At 42.8% G+C, this 15,714-nt stretch carries 15 protein-coding genes; 8 read left to right on the top strand and 7 right to left on the bottom strand.

Going from position 1 to position 15,714, the window contains the following annotated elements; genetic code table 11:
• Positions 1–13: 13 nt before the first annotated feature.
• Both PSU78_RS00170 and PSU78_RS00165 read right to left on the bottom strand, forming a co-directional pair.
• Positions 14–436, bottom strand: a complete 423-nt coding sequence (locus PSU78_RS00170) for a DNA polymerase III subunit chi (RefSeq protein ID WP_300382511.1) — start codon at positions 434–436, stop codon at positions 14–16.
• 8 nt (positions 437–444) lie between these two features.
• A complete protein-coding gene (locus tag PSU78_RS00165; protein WP_300382566.1) occupies positions 445–1,941 on the bottom strand; it encodes a leucyl aminopeptidase in 1,497 nt (498 codons plus the stop codon).
• A 104-nt stretch (positions 1,942–2,045) separates the two neighbouring features.
• On the opposite strand from PSU78_RS00165, the gene lptF reads away from it, so the two are divergent.
• Positions 2,046–3,161, top strand: a complete 1,116-nt coding sequence (gene lptF, locus PSU78_RS00160) for an LPS export ABC transporter permease LptF (protein WP_300382509.1) — start codon at positions 2,046–2,048, stop codon at positions 3,159–3,161.
• Between the two features lie 30 nt (positions 3,162–3,191).
• On the top strand, positions 3,192–4,262 hold the full coding sequence (gene lptG, locus PSU78_RS00155) for an LPS export ABC transporter permease LptG (RefSeq protein ID WP_300382506.1): 1,071 nt from the start codon (positions 3,192–3,194) through the stop codon (positions 4,260–4,262).
• Here lptG and PSU78_RS00150 read toward each other — a convergent pair.
• The 4 genes from PSU78_RS00150 to PSU78_RS00135 are packed head-to-tail and all read right to left on the bottom strand — an operon-like array spanning position 4,210 to position 6,219.
• Entirely contained in the window at positions 4,210–4,677 is a 468-nt protein-coding gene (locus tag PSU78_RS00150; protein ID WP_300382505.1) for an RDD family protein, read from the bottom strand. The two genes, lptG and PSU78_RS00150, sit on opposite strands and share 53 nt — an antisense overlap.
• A gap of 39 nt (positions 4,678–4,716) precedes the next feature.
• Positions 4,717–5,178, bottom strand: a complete 462-nt coding sequence (locus PSU78_RS00145; protein ID WP_300382503.1) for a DUF3106 domain-containing protein — start codon at positions 5,176–5,178, stop codon at positions 4,717–4,719.
• Complete coding sequence (locus tag PSU78_RS00140; RefSeq protein WP_300382501.1) at positions 5,154–5,582, bottom strand: DUF3619 family protein; 429 nt, start codon at positions 5,580–5,582, stop codon at positions 5,154–5,156. The genes PSU78_RS00145 and PSU78_RS00140 overlap by 25 nt, the downstream gene beginning before the upstream one ends.
• A gap of 10 nt (positions 5,583–5,592) precedes the next feature.
• The gene (locus PSU78_RS00135) at positions 5,593–6,219 is read right to left on the bottom strand and encodes an RNA polymerase sigma factor (RefSeq protein ID WP_300382564.1); all 627 of its coding nucleotides are present in this window, start codon (positions 6,217–6,219) and stop codon (positions 5,593–5,595) included.
• A gap of 107 nt (positions 6,220–6,326) precedes the next feature.
• Here PSU78_RS00135 and PSU78_RS00130 point away from each other — a divergent pair, with 107 nt between their 5' ends.
• Genes PSU78_RS00130 through PSU78_RS00120 form a run of 3 tightly spaced genes read left to right on the top strand, consistent with a single transcriptional unit; the run spans position 6,327 to position 9,644 of the window.
• Positions 6,327–6,560 (top strand): PP0621 family protein, encoded by a 234-nt coding sequence (locus PSU78_RS00130; protein WP_300382499.1) that lies wholly within the window; start codon positions 6,327–6,329, stop codon positions 6,558–6,560.
• Positions 6,561–6,584: 24 nt separating this feature from the next.
• Complete coding sequence (locus tag PSU78_RS00125) at positions 6,585–8,228, top strand: PAS domain-containing sensor histidine kinase (RefSeq protein ID WP_300382497.1); 1,644 nt, start codon at positions 6,585–6,587, stop codon at positions 8,226–8,228.
• A gap of 6 nt (positions 8,229–8,234) precedes the next feature.
• Positions 8,235–9,644, top strand: coding sequence for a sigma-54 dependent transcriptional regulator (locus PSU78_RS00120; protein WP_300382496.1), 1,410 nt, complete (start codon positions 8,235–8,237; stop codon positions 9,642–9,644).
• A gap of 82 nt (positions 9,645–9,726) precedes the next feature.
• Here PSU78_RS00120 and PSU78_RS00115 read toward each other — a convergent pair whose 3' ends face one another.
• Entirely contained in the window at positions 9,727–10,728 is a 1,002-nt protein-coding gene (locus PSU78_RS00115) for a sodium:calcium antiporter (protein ID WP_300382494.1), read from the bottom strand.
• A 106-nt stretch (positions 10,729–10,834) separates the two neighbouring features.
• Here PSU78_RS00115 and ampD point away from each other — a divergent pair, with 106 nt between their 5' ends.
• The 3 genes from ampD to PSU78_RS00100 are packed head-to-tail and all read left to right on the top strand — an operon-like array spanning position 10,835 to position 15,709.
• Positions 10,835–11,404 (top strand): 1,6-anhydro-N-acetylmuramyl-L-alanine amidase AmpD, encoded by a 570-nt coding sequence (gene ampD / locus PSU78_RS00110; protein ID WP_300382562.1) that lies wholly within the window; start codon positions 10,835–10,837, stop codon positions 11,402–11,404.
• Between the two features lie 35 nt (positions 11,405–11,439).
• On the top strand, positions 11,440–12,582 hold the full coding sequence (locus PSU78_RS00105; RefSeq protein WP_300382492.1) for an efflux RND transporter periplasmic adaptor subunit: 1,143 nt from the start codon (positions 11,440–11,442) through the stop codon (positions 12,580–12,582).
• 25 nt (positions 12,583–12,607) lie between these two features.
• Complete coding sequence (locus tag PSU78_RS00100; RefSeq protein WP_300382490.1) at positions 12,608–15,709, top strand: efflux RND transporter permease subunit; 3,102 nt, start codon at positions 12,608–12,610, stop codon at positions 15,707–15,709.
• The last annotated feature ends 5 nt before the right edge of the window (positions 15,710–15,714 follow it).

Raw genomic sequence — 15,714 nt, 5'->3', positions numbered from 1 at the left:
ACGAAACCACAGCTTAAACAGCTGCCGCATCCGTTGATTTTACATCATAGCCACGATCTTTATAAAATCTAAAACGCGCTCTTGCCGCAGCTTTATCGGCCTCATCGCTACCGACTAACTCGACCAAATATCTAAATCGACTAAAAAAAAGTGGTTGTGCCGTTTGCAGATTAATTAACACATCATCTTGTAATAAGTTTTCACCCTGAGCATCAATCACAATAGGCGAAAATTGACTATGTGCTTCACTCACATGGCTGTTTGCCAAAAAACTGCTGGATGAATGTGTCCATAGTAAATTCTGCATCTCACTACTCATGGCGTCGTTTTGCGTATAAATTGTCAGTTGACGACCTTTCGCAAGCGCCTTTTCACAGAGCTCTACAGTTTTTGCAAACTTACTAGAAACATTAAAATAGAATTCAACACGAGTCATGGTTGATGCTATTTTTTAGAGCTGTTTGCTCTATTCACTAAAAATGCAGTTAACAGCGGTACAGGACGACCTGTACCGCCCTTTTCTTTACCAGACTTCCAAGCAGTGCCCGCAATATCCAAGTGCGCCCAATCATACTTCTTAGCAAATCGTGATAAGAAACAAGCTGCGGTAATACTACCTGCCGCACGACCGCCAATATTAGCCATGTCGGCAAAATTACTATCAAGCAAAGGTTGATAATCATCCCACATCGGCATGTGCCATGCACGATCCAGCGCGGTTTCACCCGCTTGCAATAGCTCGCTTGCCAAGTCATCATTGTTACTGAACAAACCACTTGCATGGTGACCTAGAGCAATGACGCAAGCACCTGTCAATGTTGCAACATCAATCACTGCACTTGGTTCAAAACGTTCAACATAGGTCAATGCATCGCATAAAATCAAACGGCCTTCAGCATCGGTATTCAACACCTCAATGGTTAGACCAGACATACTGGTTAATACATCACCAGGCCTTGTTGCACGGCCATCTGGCATATTTTCACAAGTAGGAATAACGCCAATTACATTCAATGGTAAATCCATTTCTGCAATGGTTTTGAATGTACCCAGCACGCTTGCTGCGCCGCACATATCATACTTCATCTCATCCATTTCAGAGCCTGGTTTCAATGAAATACCGCCAGTATCAAAAGTAATACCTTTGCCCACTAGCACGACAGGCTTTTGATCTTTTTTGCCCTTTAAGTGCTGCATGATAATAAACTTAGGTGGCTCTTCACTGCCTTGCGACACGGCTAAAAATGAACCCATGCCTAATTTTTTAAGTTCATCGCGCTCTAGCACTTTAACTTTGAAATCATGCTTCTTACCCAACGACTGCGCTTGTTCTGCCAAGTAGCTCGGGGTGCAAACATTTGGCGGCAAGTTGCCTAAGTCTTTCGCAAAACTCACGCCAGAAGCCAACGCCAAGCCATTCGCTAGACCAGCTTTTGCCTCTTTCACATCATCAGCGGCGACATGAATGTTTAGCGTCACCAAGCCTTTTTTTGACTCGTCTTTTTTCTTTTTAATCGCATCAAACTTATAAGTGGCGTCAAGACTCACTTCAACCAAAAGTGCAGTTTTTTGCCTAGTAGTTAATTGTTTTACAGACAGCTCGGCTAAGAAAGTAATCGCTTTGCTCGCGCCGCTATTAGCCAAAGCTTTCATGGAAGCACGTGCCGCTTTGCAATATTGCTTTTCAGCAAAGTCAGACTCTTTGCCTAAACCGACCAACAAAACGCGCTCACTCTCTGTACCAGGCACGTTATGCAGCATTAGAGTGGTGTCAGTTTTACCTTCAAAATCACCACGTTTTAGAATACTTGAAAGGTAGCCTGCCGACGCTGTATCAACAGATTGAGCAGCATCTGACAGTTTTTTATCTTCATAAACGCCTATAATGACGCAATCGCTCTGCAGCTTTAGCGGATTGTCATTTTTTATGCTAAATTCCATGGTGCTGGATTTCATCGCTTCTACCTTTTTATATTATTAAGTTAAATTATCGCGTGTTTTACACGCAATTCATAGTTGTAAATATATAGTTAACCATAAATCATATGCTTTTTAGGCGTTCACTCTTACAAGAACTTATAGCTACTGCCAGTGGTACTTTTCTTATTCTAATAGGGATTGTCATCGCGCAACGCGCAGGATATCTAGTTCAACTAGCAGCAAAAGGCGTATTGCCTAACGATGCTATCACCACCATACTAGGTTTCAACATCATTCGGTTTATGCCTTTATTGCTATCTCTAAGTCTGTTTTTAGCGATACTGCTGACGCTATCTCGATGGTATAGAGACTCCGAAATGGTCATTTGGTTTAGTGCTGGGCTTAGCATTACTAGCTGGATACGTCCTGTACTGACATTTACCCTGCCTATCGTCATCATTATTGCCGTTTTAAGCTTATTTGTAACCCCTTGGGCAACCAACAAAGTAGAAGATTTCCGTTTGCAGCTTGAAAGCCGCGATGACTTAGCTGCCATTAGTCCTGGCGTGTTTAAAGAGTCTGCACATGCAGATCGTGTATTTTTTATTGAGAGCTTTGATGAATTAGGTAATATTGTTAAAAACATTTTTGTTCAATCCATACAACATCAAAAATTAGGCATCATTGTTGCAGCACAAGGGAGCAGATTTGCTGAAAAAAATGGCGACAATTTTTTGCTAATGGAACACGGGCATCGCTATGAAGGCGCTCGCGGCACTGCGGAATACTCAACAACAGAATTTGAAAAGTACGCCATTCGTGTTGAAGCTGGCGAAGCAAAACGTGAGCCACCTTCTACACAATCAATTTCCAGTCGTGATTTAATCATGAATAAAAGTAATAATAATATTGCTGAATTACAGTGGCGCCTTGCTATGCCCGTTTCTGCGCTGATACTCGCACTGCTCGCCATTCCTTTAAGTGCATTAGACCCTCGTGCAGGACGCTCAGCAAATTTTGCACTCGCAATCGTGATTTATATTATCTACAACAATCTGCTCAACATCATTCAAGCTTGGACTGCACAAGGTAAAGTAAGTGGAATCATAGGACTTTGGCCTATACATTTAGTCTTTGGCGCATTGGTTTTTTATATGTTTTATAGACGCGCCTTACAGTTGCCAATTTTACCTAGCATTCCTCGACCTTCATGGTTAAAGCTGCCTATGAAGGCTAAATGATAGATCCTCAAATAGCGATCTAAATTTCATATGAAAATTCTAAATAAATATCTACTCAAAGAAATTGTTAGTAATGTGCTTATGGTCATGCTGGCACTTATCGCGATGTTCTCTTTCTTCGATTTGATTCAAGAGCTAGATGCTTTAGGCAAAGGCAGCTATGGCCTTGGTAAAATCTTACTATTCGTACTACTCAGCGCACCCGGTCACGTTTACGATGTTATGCCAGTAGCAGTATTGGTGGGCTGCATGTACAGCTTAGGGCAGCTGGCGCGCTACTCTGAGTTAGTAGTGTTAAGAGTGAGCGGGTTATCTATTTTTGATATTGCTGTTTTACTCTTAAAAATTGGCGCTATATTTACCATCATTACTTTTTTAATAGGTGAACTTGTCACGCCATATAGTGAAAAAACGGCACAGCGCATGCGTATCAAAGCCACCGACTCTGTTGTTGCTCAAGAATTCAGGTCTGGTCTTTGGGTAAAAGATGGTAATAGCTTTATCAACGTTGAAGAGGTGTTGCCAGACGCAACATTGCTGAACGTCCACATCTTCGACTTTGATAAAAATGCAAAACTGATTGCTACGCGTAATGCTAAATCGGGTGAGTTTAAACATGAGTCTTGGAAGCTCAAGGATGTTTCAGACACTAGCTTCAGCCAAGACTCTGTGAAAGTAAGCCAATCTGTAGAGGCTACATGGCACTCTTTGATTCGCCCAGAGCTGCTTAATGTATTGCTCATCATGCCAGAAAAAATGTCTGCTTGGAATTTATACACTTACATCAATCACTTAAGCATCAACAAACAAAAAACGACACGTTACGAAGTCGCCCTTTGGGCCAAAATGATTTACCCCTTAGCTTGCATGGTCATGGTGGTGTTAGCGCTGCCGTTTGGCTTTGTACAACAGCGGGCTGCTGGTGCTAGTACCAAGATTTTTGTGGGAATTATGCTAGGAGTCATGTATCAAATACTCAACCGCGTATTTTCACATTTGGGATTGCTCAACGACTGGCCGCCATTATTTAGCGCCATCATGCCTACCATTATGTTTTTGATGGCAGGTTTGGCGATGCTGTTTTACGTGGAGCGTAGATAATTTTATTTTTGAGTAGCCTATCATGCAAAAATAGCCTGTCACGGTCTACAATAATCCACAGAAAGCCTAAGCCGAATAGCATCAAGCTAAGACTGGCTAGCGCATATCTGACAATCGCCGCTTTTAATGGCAACAGCTGTGCATCTTGATTAAGCAGCTTCAACTGCCATGTTTGCATAGCAAGCGTTTGTCCTTTTCTCTGCCAGCACCAAACAAAATATACGCCCGTAGCCAGCCATAAAAACAGCTGTAGTAAGTATCGCTTAATGCCAGTTGTCGCTTCACCTAGCAATATAACAAAAACGGCTGTGGCCGCTAATGATAGTGCAATCACGACTAACGCCTCGTAAATAAGACAAGCCCCAAGTTTAAAGAAACTTGGGGCTGTTGTTTGTGTTACTTGCTCAATTTGCATAGGGAATCATTTGTATCGCTAATTCAGTTAACTTATCAATTAATTTAAATCTGCATCCTTATACGTATCTGGTGAGTCAGCGCGCAACCTAGCTCTTTCTGACTCTGGCAATTTTTGATACTCCAGCCATTTTTGTCGCAATTCATTTTTTTTATCCGCAGATAGAGACTGAAACTGCTGATGGTTTTTTCTTGCATTTTCGCGTTCATATGGTGTCATGCGGCTCCAATTGGTAAGCCGCTTTTGTACTAAATCTTGCTTGCTCGGACTCATTTTTGGGTAATCACGCGCTATATCCAGCATTTTCTCACGCTGCCAAGGCCGTAGAGTATCCCATTCAGAAGCTAAAGGATTTAATATTTGTCGCTGCCCATCATTCAATTGCGCCCAAGTAACATTAGTATTCTCCGCTAAGGCAGCATGGTTAAACATCAATCCACTGACTAAGAGCACAGCTGAAAATACTGCGACGAGTTTTAATCTCGCTTGGAAACTAACCATGTATCAAACCCCTTATCTGCAAATGCTTCTGGCGGTAATTCAGACGCCAACAGGAATGCATCACTATTTTCTAAATTATTATCTGCATTAAATTTTTGTGCGGCAAAAAATGTAAGTAACATAGCACCAACAATAATGGCGGCTGACATCAAACGATGCTGCTCAAAATAGCTGCCGAAACCATGCCCTACCCATTGTAAGACGTTGCCACTTTGATTGACACCTTGGCTGATCTCTAATTTATTGACTGCGAAACCACGCGCTTCTGACAAACGTTGCAAAGTAACGGCATTCAAATGTTGCGCGCTATCATTCAGCAAATTGACTGCTAGTTTAGCGACCTGCTCATCCCCAATCAGGTCGTTATTTATTTTACTGTTTTGCATCTCTTTTTGAGTATCCATAGCTCACCTCCTAGCCTTTTGAGCCTTCGTTGGTTAACATTAAACTTGATAGGCCTAATTTTTCTAGACCTTGTTTCTTCAATTCTATCGCCAATGAGTGAACGGCCCGAGAACAGTGCGTTTTAACGCTTCCGTCTGAGCAACCCATGACTTTTGCCGTTTCAGCAACATCCATCTCCTCCCAATAACGCAGCACAAAGGCTTCTCGTTGACGTGCTGGGAGTTTTTCTAAAGCCGCTTCTATTAACTTAATGGTCTGGCTACGCTCGAGCTGCGCAGCAGGCTCATCACTATCATCTTCTACATCTATCGTTTCTAATGGGTCGCGCTCTTCGCCATCTTCACCGCCACCAAAGGAAGATAATAAAGTCGTCCATAAATTTCTAACCTTTTGCCTGCGCCAAAAGTCTCGCATAGTATTTTGCAAAATACGCTGAAACAACATCGGCAATTCTGCTGCAGGTTTATCACCATACTTTTCCGCAAGCTTCATCATCGCGTCTTGCACAATGTCTAGCGCGGCATGATCATCGCGCACAGCATACGCCGTTTGCTTAAAAGCGCGGCGCTCAACCGACTCAAGAAAATCTGAAAGTTCTCTAGCAGTTGCCATTGCGCTTGTGGTTGAATGATTTATTATAAATTGTTAACACAGTCATTATCGAAAGTATATCAGGTTTACATTTTGAACTAGGCCAAGCTTTGGTTACAATCATATCAATTATTTAACAGGTGCAAAATCTTATGTGGCGACTGATTTTTTTTGGGATTATCATTTATTTACTGATCGTTGCGTATAAACGCAGCAGCGCTGGCGCAAAAAATGATGATAAAAATATGAAGAAAGACTCGCCCGCAAAAGAGCCGGAAATAGAAAATATGGTGCAATGCGCTTCATGTGCAGTGCATTTACCGAGATCTGAGGCTTTTATGGTCAATAGTGATTTTTACTGTAGCAAAGCACACATTCCTAAATAACGCCCAACAGTGTTGCTATCAAAATTGAAACCTAACGAATTAAATATAGAAACGCTAAATACTAAGGTCAAACAAAGTCTTGCAGACTCTATTGATCTATCGCTACAGCGCCATGCAATCAATATACTCAATGTATTTCGCTTTGTTTTAAGTATAGTTTTTATCGTTTCCTACCTTTACTTGGGTAAGGACTCCATATGGCAGGGCAGCTACGCCATACTCACCTTCAAGCTGTCGATTGCTTATTTCATCTTTAGCATCTTTATTTTGTTCATAAGCCCACTAAAGTCTGATGTCTATCGACTATCGCTTCCACTTCAAATCACGGCTGATATTGTTTTTATTATTTTGTTCATGTTTGCTGCTGGTGGTATCACTAGTGGTTTAGGGCTATTACTCGTCATCATTATTGTCATCGCGAGTTTGGTCAGCAATGGTCGATTAGCTTTATTCTATGCAGCCATCGCTACGATTGGCTTATTGCTTGAACAAAGCTATCGAACTCTCTTAGAAAACTTATCTGCGACTACCTACACACAACCAGTGATGCTAAGTTTAAGTTGTTTTGCAACGGCTTGGCTGGCCTATAGTTTGGCGAAACGCATACAGCATAGTGAAGCACTAGCTTCTGCACGCGGTATTGATATTGAAAATCTGTCACAAGTAAATGGTCTTATTACGCAAGAGATGCAAGATGGCATTATTGTGGTAGATGAAAACTTAAATATTCGCCATAGTAATTTGCAAGCCACAACACTGCTTTCCTTGGCTAAAAATAGCGAAACCAACTTCACCTTAACCAAGCAAGCGCCTGAGATTGCAGCAATTTTTAACGCTTGGGTTAATGGCGCAGATGAGAAAAATAATTCGAATATTTCTATTGGTAATCGTGAATTAAAACTTAGATTTATGCCTATCAATCAGCAGCAGGATTCGCCTTTATCAGACAGAAGCGCTGGCGCGGTCATCTTCGTTCAAGATTTGAGCCAGCTTCAAACGGCCGCACAACAAGCTAAATTAGCGGCGCTAGGCAGGTTAACCGCCAATATTGCACATGAAATTCGCAACCCATTAAGCGCAATTAGTCATGCCAATCAATTGCTTCAAGAAGATGAAAGTAACTCTAAATCGACGGAGCGACTACTAGAAATTGTGGCAGATAATATTGGGCGTATCGACCAAATTATCAAAGATGTACTTGAGTTGAATAGACGTGATCGCACACAGCAAGAAATCTTTGAAGTAAGCGACTTTCTCAACAGTTTTTATGCGCAATTTTGCGCAGTGGAGAAAGTTCCTAACACACATTTTCAGCTGGATAATCTGTCACAAAAATCCGTGTCTTTTGACAAGCGTCATCTAACACAGATTTTATGGAATTTATGCAAAAATGGCTGGGAACATAGCCAAAAACAAGCAGGTAGCTTAAAAATCATTTGTTCTGAATTCAACAGATCAGATTTAAGCATTCAAATTATCGATGACGGTGATGGTGTAGCCGACCAGGATCAATCCAGATTATTCGAGCCGTTTTTCACTACTAAAAATACAGGAAACGGCTTAGGGCTTTATATTTCGCGTGAGCTAGCTGAAGCCAATGGCGCAAAACTAAAATACCAAGCACTCGCTAACGGCAGTGTCTTTATTTTGCAACTAAAAAAGGCATAATAGCGCATGACTCAAAAACTTACCTGCTTAATCGTCGATGATGAAACTGATATTCGTGAATTACTCACAATGACGCTAGAGCGCATGGATATTGATACTTATAGCGCGAGCAATATACAAGAAGCCAAATCTTTACTCACACAGCGCCAATACGCACTGTGCTTAACCGACATGCAAATGCCCGGCGGAACTGGGCTGGATTTAGTCAACTATATTAGTGAGTTTCATCCTGGCTTACCTGTGGCGGTTATCACAGCCCATGCCAGCGCCGAAAATGCGGTATCTGCACTTAAAGCTGGTGCTTTTGATTACTTGAGCAAACCTATCTCTCTCAAGCAATTACGCCCAGTCATAGAATTTGCACTCAAACTTACCTCGCAAGCTGATACGAGCAAAGGTGATGCGCTTGAAATGATAGGTGATTCTGAACCTATGGTGCAAGTGCGCGCGATGATTACTAAGCTTGCACGTAGCCAAGCACCTGTTTACATCAGCGGCGAGTCTGGTAGCGGGAAAGAACTTGCCGCCAAACTCATCCACAAAAACAGCTCTAGGGTCGACGGCGCTTTTATCGCAGTGAACTGCGGAGCGATTCCAGAAAATTTGATGGAAAGTGAGTTCTTTGGCTATAAAAAAGGTTCCTTTACTGGCGCAAACCAAGATAAAGAAGGCATGTTTCAAGCAGCGAATGGCGGAACCTTATTTTTAGATGAGGTGGCTGATTTACCGCTTGCAATGCAAGTCAAACTTTTGCGCGCGATTCAAGAGAAAAAAGTACGTATGGTCGGCGGCACTAGTGAAGAAGCCGTGGATGTGCGCATCATTAGCGCCACCCACAAAAATCTGGCCCAAATGATGGATGCAGGCTTGTTCAGGCAGGATTTGTATTATCGTCTAAACGTCATTCAACTTAAAATGCCTTCTTTGCGTGACCGCCCAAGTGACATTCCCTTGCTCGCGAATTTACTACTCGCAAAGTTATGCGCCTACCTAAAAATTAGCATGCCAGCACTAGATAGTGATGCGCTGGCATACCTCTCAAGAATGCAGTTTCCTGGCAATGTACGGGAATTAGAGAATATGCTGGAACGCGCTTTGGCCATGAGTGATGGCCAAATGATTACGATTGAAGATTTGAGTTATGAAAATAACTATAGCGCTACGGCTTCTGGATTGAGCACGCAGAAAAGTTCAACGTTTAATGCGGAGAAACCATTAGACCTCAACTTATCTGACTACCTTGAAGATGTTGAGAAGAAAGCGATTGTTAAGGCCTTAGAGAAAACCAATAATAACAAGACAGCCGCAGCTAAGTTGCTCGGCGTTAGCTTTCGCACCTTACGCTACAGATTAGCTAAGCTTGGTTTAGCCAAAGAAAGTGATTTAGATCCAGACTTTGAAAACGATGAAACCTAATTGCATGAGGCCTAGCTATATGAAGCTTAGTTAAATAGTCTAACTAAGCTTCGTATTTAATAAGCAGTTTATGCTAATAATATTAACTTAACACTAACACCAAATAAGTCACATACATCGCGCCATTCACCAGCAAATGCCAAACTCGGATGCCGCCTTTTGCAACTAAATAACGTAGCCAGATTGACGCCAGCAAGGTCATGGCAATACCTAACACTACCTCTTTACGCGGCTCCCAAGGCGTTAACATAATACCAATCGCTGGTAACAACGTACCTTGAAACACCATGGCACCAGTAATATTGCCGAATGCCAAAGTGTCTTTGCCTTTGCGTATCCATAAAATACTGTTCACTTTTTCAGGCAATTCAGTAGCAATAGGAATAATCAGTAAAGATAATAGCAACGCCGAAATGCCTAGAATGTGAGAAGCGGCCTCAACACCATGAATAAAGCCTTTAGCGCCTGCAATCAACAAGCCTAAACCCAACACCAGTTGAATCACAATCACCACCATATTATTTGGCAAACCAGTTTTACATAAGAACATTTCGCCGCCCGCTTCTGTAGCGTGACCGCCTTCCACCAAGGCTTTTGAAGCATTAATCGTCATCATCACATAAATAACATAAATCAATACCATGCAAGCACCCAAGCCATAACGTACGGTTGTTAATGTGTGAGGCACATACATGGCAACTGCTGCAAAAGTAAATGCGGCAATAAAAAAGTTCAGGTCACGTGTGAGGCCTGTGCGCTCTGGTCTTAAGTGACCTTGCGTGCCGCGACGCTTCCAAACCGAAATCGCCATAAGCGAAATGGATAAGGTAGCTAACATCAAGGGTGCGCCTAAAATTGAGCCAACGCCAATTTCTTCGTTGGTCGCAACATTTTGTGTACCCGCTAACAAAGCAAGTAATGGCACCATGGTTTCGGGCAAGGCCGTACCAACCGCAGCAAAGATTGAACCAGTGACGCCTTCAGAAATACCAAGCTTTTCGCCCAAGTGCTCTAGTGCGTTGGTAAACACTTCTGCCGCGATTAAAATCACGATCAACATCGCGAATAACTCTAAAAATACCATCTGATTCTTCCCAAATTATTGCAAAATTGAAGTAAATAATTGTTTATGCCGTCATTTTATCGGAATACTAGAATTTCTAACTAAATTTCGCATAAAATTAACCATGATGAAATCTTATGCAATCAATGAAGCTGGCATGGCGACTAACGCGCAATATATCGCATCGCCTAACTTTGACACTCGACCTGCAAGCGTGCCTGAAAATAGACCTGAAAATGAAATCAGCTTAGTTGTCATTCACAACATTAGCCTGCCGCCCAGCCAGTATGGTGGTAGCGGCATTATTGAGCTATTCACCAATCAACTTAACCCTGACGAGCATCCTTATTATGCTGAAATCCATACGCGCAAAGTTTCATCTCATTTTCTCATTCGACGTGATGGCGCGCTCATACAGTTTGTGTCTTGCCTACACCGCGCATGGCACGCAGGTGCATCAAATTGGAATGGTCGGGAACGTTGCAACGATTTCTCGGTCGGAATAGAGCTCGAAGGCTCAGACTTTGAAGCATTTGAACCAACGCAGTACCATAAGCTTAAAGAATTGATTGCAAGCCTGACTAGCACTTACCCAATTCAGGATATAGTGGGGCATTCTGATATTGCACCTATTCGCAAAACGGATCCTGGGCCATATTTTGACTGGTCTCAAATAGATAAAATACATAAAAATTAAAATCTAAAATTAAGAAACGATTAACCTCTAAAAATATGCAAAAAAACCTCCGATTTTTCTTGATTGTATTAATTTCTAGCTTAATGATGGCTTGTGGTGCTAAAGATGCTGCTGACAAATCTCAAGCCGATAAAAAAAGCGCAAAACCAACGCTGGTGACGGTCACACAAGTGAAAAACCAAGCCGTTGAAACAAGTGAAGAAGCCATTGGTACGTTGGAAGGATTAACTAACCCAACACTTTCAGCTGAGGTCGCCGCCCGTGTCGTTAGAATTCATGTGAACACAGGCGAGGCGGTCAAACAAGGTCAGCTTGTTGCTACGTTAGATGCATCAGATTTCGGTATGCAACGTAACGAGGCACAAGCTGAGGTGGCGCGCATTGAAGCATTGCTGGCAAACCAAGTCAAAACCGTTGAGCGTAACCAAGCGTTGGTGAATAAGAAATTTATCTCACAAAATGCGGTTGATAATGACGTGGCCCAGCAGAACGTGTTGAAAGAGCAATTAGTCGGCGCTAAAGCTCGTGTCGGCAGTATTAATCACAGCAGTAGTAAAACCAAAATCTATGCACCAGCCAGCGGCAATGTTGAAAAAAAATTGGTGGATGACGGTGAATTTTTGAAAGTGGGTGACCCCATCATTATGATTGTTTCTAAGCAGCATCTGCGTGCGCACCTGCCTTTTCCTGAATACATCGCAGCAAAACTCAAACCTGGTTTAGAAGTACACCTCACCTCCCCAACCAGTGACACTATTGTTAAAAGTACAATTCACGATTTAAAACCCATGATTGTTGAAGGCAGTCGTACCGTGGATGTGATTGCAGACATAATAGGTTCACAAGATTGGCAACCTGGCGCCAGTGTGACGGGAACCGTTATTCTAGGTGAGCAAGCTGCCGCAATGATGGTGCCAGAGCAGAGCGTGGTGTTGCGACCTGCTGGTGAAGTTGTTTATGTAGTGCGCAATAACAAAGCCTATCAGGCCGTAGTGAAAACAGGCGCTCATCAAAATGGCATGGTTGAGCTGCTCAGTGGTGTCAATGAAAATGACACCATCGTGGTGGATGGTGCTGGGTTTTTAACTGACGATACTGCCATTAAAATTGCAGATACCTCAGCAGGTGCAAATACCGACAAAGCAGCCAATACACATAGCAAAAAAATCGCACAGTAACCCTTAAAGCCAAAGTAAACAGCACATGACATTGCCTGAACTATCCATTAAACGCCACGTTCTAGCTTGGATGGTATCTGGTGTGATTATTTTATTTGGCATCATCGCCTACCAGCGCATCGGTGTAGATCGCGTGCCATCGATTGACTTTCCAGTTATCACGGTCAATACTACTTTACGTGGCGCTAACCCTGACGTGGTTGATACTAGCATTACCAGCATCATTGAATCTGCGATTAATACTACGCCAGGTATTGAACATATTCAGTCGGCCTCGTCACCAGGCGTGTCAAGCATCAGCATCACCTTTGCGCTAAGTAAAAATATTGACGTGGCTTATAACGAGGTGCAGTCCAAAGTGAATCAAGTTGTACGCCGCTTACCGACGGACACTGACCCACCTGTAGTTCAGAAAGTAGATTCCAACGCATCGCCTGTTATTTGGCTGGCATTAAGTGGTGATCGCACCATCCAGCAACTCAATCTGTATGCGAGTAATGTACTAAAAAAGAAATTTGAAACCATCGATGGCGTGGGTGAAGTCACACTAGGTGGGCGCAGAGATCGCGTGATCCGCGTTTACATTCAACCTGAACGCATGGCAGCTTACAAGCTCACCGCCAATGATTTAATCACCGCATTTAATCGTGAGCATGTACAGCTTCCAGGCGGATTTTTAGTTAGCTCTCAAGCGGAACAATTACTAAAACTAGATCTTGAGTTTCACAAAATTACCGACCTAGCCAATATGGTCATTGTCGATAAAGCGGGTGTCCCTATACGCTTAAAAGATGTTGCAACGGTGGAGGATGGCATTTCAGATAGCCGCCAGATAGCTCGCTACAATGGCAAGCCAACGGTTGGAATTGGTATGATTAAAATTGCCAATGCCAATACTGTTGAGATTATTAAAGAAGTTGAACGTAGATTGGAAACTGATGTTCGTCCCAACTTACCAGCGGGCATGGCGCTGGAGATTTCTACTAATGATGGTATCTTCATCAATCAATTAGTCGCTTCGCTAAAAGAGCACTTGGTTGAAGGCACATTGTTTGCCGCGCTTATTGTTTTAATTTTCATGCGCTCGTTTAGCTCTACTTTAATGATTTGTTTAGAAATCCCCGTATCACTTTTAGGCGCAATTGCTGTGATGTATTTTGCGGGCTACACCTTTAACAGCATGACCTTGCTTGCATTACTCTTACTGATTGGTGTGGTGGTCGACGATGCCATTGTGGTGAGAGAGAGTATATTGCGCCATATGGAAGGCGAAGTAGGCGATGGCATTAGCGCAGCCGATTTAAAAAACCCGCTAGCCGTTGCGGCATTTCGCACCAAAACCACTATTCTAGGCAGTAATGAAGTGGTATTTGCCGTGCTCGCCTCCTCCGCCTCACTCGTCTGCATATTCGCACCTGTGATTTTTATGGATGGCATTATCGGCATGTTCTTTAAATCTTTTGCTGTGGTCGTTACGTTCGGTGTATTGGTATCGCTGCTGGTTTCCCTCACGCTCACGCCTATGTTGTGTTCGCGCTACCTAAGCGTCACTCACAATGAAAATGCGATTTACAGAGCTGCTGGTCGCGTATTAGGTCGCCTAGATGCGGTCTATAAAAAGTTACTTTATTCATCACTCAACCATCGTGGCTTAGTGTTATTAATCACGCTGATTTTTGTCGCTGTAAGCGGATTTTTCTCTCTTAAATATGTAGAAAAAGATTTTGTACCAGAAACTGATGAAGGCAGTTTCAGTATCAATATTAAAACACCACTAGGTTCAAGCTTAGATTACACCGACTCACGCTTAAAATTAGTAGAAGCAACGCTCGCGACTCATAAAAGTGAAGTCGAAAGCTACTTTGCCACAATAGGTGCGGGCTCACGTGGGCAAGTAAATCAAGGTAACGTAAATGTACGTTTAAAACCCAAAGAAGAACGCGCTAAAAGCCAACAAACACTCATTAAAGAGTTAAAGAAAGAACTAGATCAACTTCCTGGCGTACGTGCTATTCCCTCGCCTAGCTCTATCACGCGTGGTCAACGCTCCGAAAAACTGCAATTCAATCTTACTGGCGTGAATTTACAAGAAATCGGCCGTATTTCGCAATCATTACAACGGGAGTTAGGCGCCAATAGCGACATTGGCAAGGTCGATGTAGATGTACAGTTAGATTTGCCACAGCTCAATATGCAGATTGATCGTACGAGAGCGTCGGCACTTGGCATTAGTGCCAATGACATCGCTACGGCGGTTTCTCTCTATGCTGGTGGTATTAACATAGCCAAATATAATGAATTGAATGGCGATGGTCAGCGTTATGACATCCGCCTCAAGACCAATGACTCCGACTTAGAAAATGTCGCTGATTTAAACAAAATATACCTACGCAGCAGCACTGGTGAATTAGTCAGAATCGATGCAGTGGCAAGCTTCAACAAAGAGTTAGGCGCAGCTGTAATTGGTCGTTACGACTTGCAATATGCCGTTAATTTTTACGCTAACCCTGCTGTTCCTTTAGGTGAGGCAGTTGACATAGTAAAAGCTACTGCCGCAAAAATTGTGCCACCTGATTACACTCTCAAACTTACAGGACAGGCAGAAGAGTTTGGCAAAACCATGAAAAACATCAAGTTTGTATTCGCTCTTGGTTTTCTTTTACTCTATATGGTACTCGCCAGCCAGTTCAACTCATTCATACAGCCACTATTTATCATGCTGGCACAGCCGCTCGCCATCATCGGCGGTTTAATTGCGCTACTCATGACGGGTAACACTTTAAACATTTACTCAATGATCGGCTTGGTATTGCTGATAGGTTTAGTGGCTAAAAACTCTATTTTGCTGGTCGATCTCACCAATCAACTCGTAGAGAAAGGTGCCAGTATTGACGATGCCCTTAAAGAAGCTTGCCCTATTCGTCTGCGCCCAGTGGTAATGACTTCACTCACCATTATTCTAGCGCTGTTACCCGCAGCGTTAGGCTTAGGCGCAGGTTCTGAAACCAACAAGCCGCTATCAGTCGCAATTATTGGCGGAATGATCTCTTCAACCTTGTTAACTTTGGTTGTAGTGCCAGCAGCATATTCGTTGGTAATGGGTGGGCTTAAAAAACTGAAACTCTAAGGCCA

This window comes from Methylotenera sp., assembly GCF_029945705.1.
Classification (GTDB): Bacteria; Pseudomonadota; Gammaproteobacteria; order Burkholderiales; family Methylophilaceae; genus Methylotenera.
The sequence above is the reverse complement of the archived record's forward strand: the minus strand, read 5'-3'. Positions and strand labels throughout refer to the sequence as shown.